Annotated in this window: 3 protein-coding genes; 2 read left to right on the top strand and 1 reads right to left on the bottom strand. The window is 72.0% G+C overall.

Annotated features, from left to right (window positions below; translation table 11 throughout):
- The coding region (locus V7004_RS15315; RefSeq protein ID WP_334145085.1) for an HAD-IB family hydrolase at positions 1-2,323 on the bottom strand (2,323 nt) is incomplete at its 3' end.
- A gap of 28 nt (positions 2,324-2,351) precedes the next feature.
- On the opposite strand from V7004_RS15315, the gene V7004_RS15320 reads away from it, so the two are divergent.
- Both V7004_RS15320 and V7004_RS15325 read left to right on the top strand, forming a co-directional pair.
- Positions 2,352-2,981 carry a TetR/AcrR family transcriptional regulator gene (locus V7004_RS15320; RefSeq protein WP_334145087.1) on the top strand — a complete coding sequence of 210 codons (630 nt, stop codon included), beginning with the start codon at positions 2,352-2,354 and terminating at the stop codon, positions 2,979-2,981.
- 40 nt (positions 2,982-3,021) lie between these two features.
- Positions 3,022-3,960 (top strand): YhjD/YihY/BrkB family envelope integrity protein, encoded by a 939-nt coding sequence (locus tag V7004_RS15325; protein WP_334145088.1) that lies wholly within the window; start codon positions 3,022-3,024, stop codon positions 3,958-3,960.
- Positions 3,961-4,059 lie beyond the last annotated feature (99 nt).

Here is a 4,059-nt window from a genome sequence, read left to right on the forward strand (position 1 = left end):
CCACGCCGCCCCTGTGGCGGGGGGCGATGGGGATCAGCACCCGGGGGGCGCCGGGGGCCTTGCCGAAGTGCTCGATGAGCCAACCCCGCTTGCGGGCCAGGGAGGCCAGTCGGGTCTCGGGGTTGACCGCTACCGGGAAGCCCACCGCCTCCAGCATGGGCAGGTCGCTGGTGGAGTCGGCGTAGGCCACCGACTCGCGCAGGTCCACGCCGGTCGCGGCGGCGTAGTCGAACAGCGCCTGGGCCCGGCTCTCGCCGGTGGGGGGGACGCTGGCGAGCTCGCCCACGTAGGTGCCCCGCTCGGTGCGCATGGTGGCCGCCACGATGTCGTCGAACAGCGGCCGCAGCGGGTTCACCACGAAGTCCAGCGCCCCGGTGATGAGCACCGTGCGATGGCCGAGGCGGCGGTGCTCGCGTACCCGGCGGATCGCGGCCGGGAAGGACTTGGCCAGGATGAGCGCGGAGAACATCTCCGCCGCGTCCTCAGCGATCTGCTCGACGGGTGCGCCGTCGTAGCGGCGGTAGAAGAGCCGCAGGAAGTCGCTGCGGTCCTTGCGGTCGAGGGCCAGCAGCGACGGGGCCTCGGCCAGGGTGCGGGCCACGAAGCGGAGGCGATCGTCGCGGGGGAGGCGACGGGTGGCGAGCCAGGCGTAGGAGGCCACCACGTTCGAGGCGATCAGTGTGTTCTCCAGGTCGAACGCCGCCATCTGTCGCTGGGGGGAGAGCACCTGGGCTCGCAGGCGCTCCTCACGGCTGGGCCCGGTGCGCCCGCCGGGGGTGGTGCGCACCCGGGCGTGTTCCACGACCGATGGCAGGTGGATCTCGGTGACGTAGCGCTCCCAGTCGATCACCCGGGGGTCGAAGCAGAAGTCGCGCCGGTCCTCGTCGGTCTGTCGATCCCACATGGCCAGCAGCCGGTCGAGCCCGTACACCGCCTCGCACTCCGCGTAGGCGCCGTACAGCTCGACGTAGGACAGGGCACGCTCGGCCTCCTCTCGCTTCTCCTCGATCGTGGCCCCGAGCTCGGCCTGCTTGCCCCGCAGGGGCAACGCGCCGAGCACCCGTTCGGCCTTCTCCAGGGTCTTCCTGGCCTTGGTGAGTTGGCCCTGCACCTTGCCCCGGCCGGGGAACGACCACTTGGGCACCACGATCGGCTGACCCTTGGCGTCGTAGAGCGGATGTTCCGCGAACCAGTCACTCACCAGGTCGACGAGACGGCGGTACCGCAGGGGGTTCTGCGATCCGGACGCCACCTGGATCACGTCCGGCTCCTCGGGGCCCGGCCCTTCCGCGGCCACGGCGATGATCGCCGCGGTCACCAGGTCGACGGGGATCACGTCCACGATCCCCTCGGGCACGCCGGGGAACTGCTTGAGCAGGCCCCGGGCGTAGGAGATGATCACCGGCTCGGCCATCCGGAAGCCGCGGATCCAACCCGGGCGGGGCTCGGCCAGCGCGGACTCGATGATCGACGGCCGCACGATGCTCACCGGCACCGCCCCCCGCGTCTCGACGAGGGCCCGCTCACCGAGGGCCTTGGTGTAGGCGTAGGCGTCGGGCCAGCCGAGGGAGGCGGCTCGGGCCCGTCCCGCTTCGACCATGCGGTCGGACACCCAGCGCTGCCGGAGCTGCTCGGTCTTCTCCGCCAGCAGGGGACCTCCGGCCGCGCCCAGCTCGGCCCGGGCCCGGGCCCGCAGCTCGGCCAGGCGCTGCGGGGTGCGGCTCTCGGCCTCCGCGTCCTGGCGGGCCCGGCGGGCGCCGTCGACCTCGCGCCGCCAGTCCACGTCGACGAAGAAGGGGCTTTCGTGGACGAGCTGCTCGGGCGCGGCCCCTCGCCGGTTGCCCGCCACGTAGCAGGTCGACACCGCGATCAGGTGGGGTGTGGCGCCGAGCTCGCCGAGCACGGCCGCGAGGCGGGCCGGACCGAGGAGGTTGACCTCGACCGCGGTGTCGAGCGGTGAGTCGAACGAGACCGTGGCCGCCGAGTGGATGACGGTGTCGCAGCTGGCGAGGATCGCCCGGCCTTCCTCGTCGAGACCGAGGCCGTCCCGACCGACGTCGCCGGCCACCGCTCGGATCCGGCGGGCGGTCATGTCGGCGAAGCCGTCCCGGCCCAGCTCGGCTCGCAGTCGGTCGAAGGCGTCGTTTTTGAGGATCTCCCGTTGCACCCGCTGGTCGACTGACGAGCGCTTGCCGGGACGAACCAGCAACACCACCTCACAGTCGGGCACCGAGCGGAGTAGTCGCTCGAGCACGTTCGTGCCGAGGAAGCCGGTGGTGCCGGTGAGGAAGAGGCGCCGGCCGGCGAGCGCGTCACGGATCACGGGGTCATTGTCTACCATTTGGTAAGTGATGGCCAAAGCCTCGGTGGCGACGCCCGCCGGCACTCGCGGCGAGAGCACCCGTGAACGGGTGCTCGATGCCGCCCTGGCCTCGTTCGGCACCAAGGGCTACGAGGCCACCTCACTCGATCACCTGGCCGTGGACCTCGGGGTGCGCAAGCAGACCATCCTCTACTACTTCCCGACCAAGGCCGACCTGCTCGACGCGGTGGTGGACCGCGCGGCCGACGACCTGGCGAGCGCGCTCGAGGCCGCCGTGGCGGGTGCGGGCGACGGGTTCGCCCGGGTGGAGGCGATCGTGCGGTCGGTGTTCCGCCTGGCCATGCGCCGGCCCGAGCTGCTGGGCCTGCTGCGGGAGGTCAGCCGCCTCGGCTCACCGGTCGCCACCCGGCTGACGGAGCGTTTCGAGCCCCTCGTCGCCCGGGCCACCGCCTTTCTCGAGGCCGAGATGGCCGCGGGTCGGGTCCGCACCTGTGATGCCCGGTTGCTGCTGCTGTCGGTCTACTCCACCGTGCTCGGGGTGGCGACGGAGGTCGAGGTCCTGCGGGCGGTGGGGATCGAGCCGACGTTGCGGTCGATGGCGGTCCGGCGCCGGGAGCTGTTGCGGTTCCTGCACTCGGCACTGGCGACCGACGGCTGATCGCCGAGAGCGACCGTCCGAGGGGCAGACTGTCGCCCGTATGGCCGAACAGCCCGCAGCGACCGGGCCCGAAGACGGTGCGTCGAGGGTGACGGACCTGGCCAGTTCCCAGGAACGCTCCCGCCTGGCCCGGGCCCGGGCCGCGGCCCGCGACCGGGCGGCGTTCTACGCGGATATCGCCAACCGCCGGTGGCCGGCGGTGGTCATGCTGGCCGACCTCTGGCGGCGCTACCGGCGGTTGAACGGCACCGCCCTGGCCGGGAACCTGGCCTTTCGGATCTTCGTGTGGTTGCTGCCGGTGACCCTCATGATCGTCGCCCTGTTCGCGGTGGCCAAGGACGGCGGCGTCGAGGTCGAGGAGGAGGTCGGTAACCGGCTCGGGGACGCCTTCCGCCAGGCGGTCAGCACCTCGATCGCCGATGGCCGCACGTCGAAGTGGCAGGCGGCCGCTGTGGCCCTGGTCGGTCTGGTGCTCGCGTCGTCCGGTCTGCTCTCGGCGTTCCACTACGCAGCGCTCCAGCTCTGGGAGCTGCCGCCGGACCCGCCACCTCGCCGGGCGGCTCGGGCGGCGAAGCTGGCGGGTGCGCTCACCTTCACCGTGGTCGTGCTGGCGGTGCTCGGCGCGGTGCGCAACAGCGGGATCGTCGTCGGACTGATGGCCGTGGCCGTGAACGCCGTGTTCACGGCGGGCCTGCTCGTGGCGCTGTTCTGGATGATGCCCCGCCGAGCCACCTCCTGGCCGTGGCTGGTGCCAGGGGCGTTGGCGGGCGCGGCGGCGGTGGTCGTGCTGCAGGCGTACACCGCGTTCTGGTTACCCCGGCACGTGGCGTCGCTGTCGACCACCTACGGGACCTTCGGCATCGCCGCGGCCGCACTCGGCTACCTGTTCCTCAACGGGCTGATCATCGTGGTAGCGATGCTGGTGAACGTCGTGTGGTGGGATTACCACCAGGCCCGCGAGCAGGTCTCCAGCCCGTAGACCCATCCCCTCTCACGTTTCCCCTCTCGCGTTCTGGCATGTCAAACGCGTGCTGGGGCACGCGTTGTGCCTGCCGGTTGGGAGGGGGCGGGGAGGTGG

This window comes from Rhabdothermincola sp., from assembly GCF_036846205.1.
Lineage (GTDB): Bacteria > Actinomycetota > Acidimicrobiia > Acidimicrobiales > Acidimicrobilacustridaceae > Rhabdothermincola.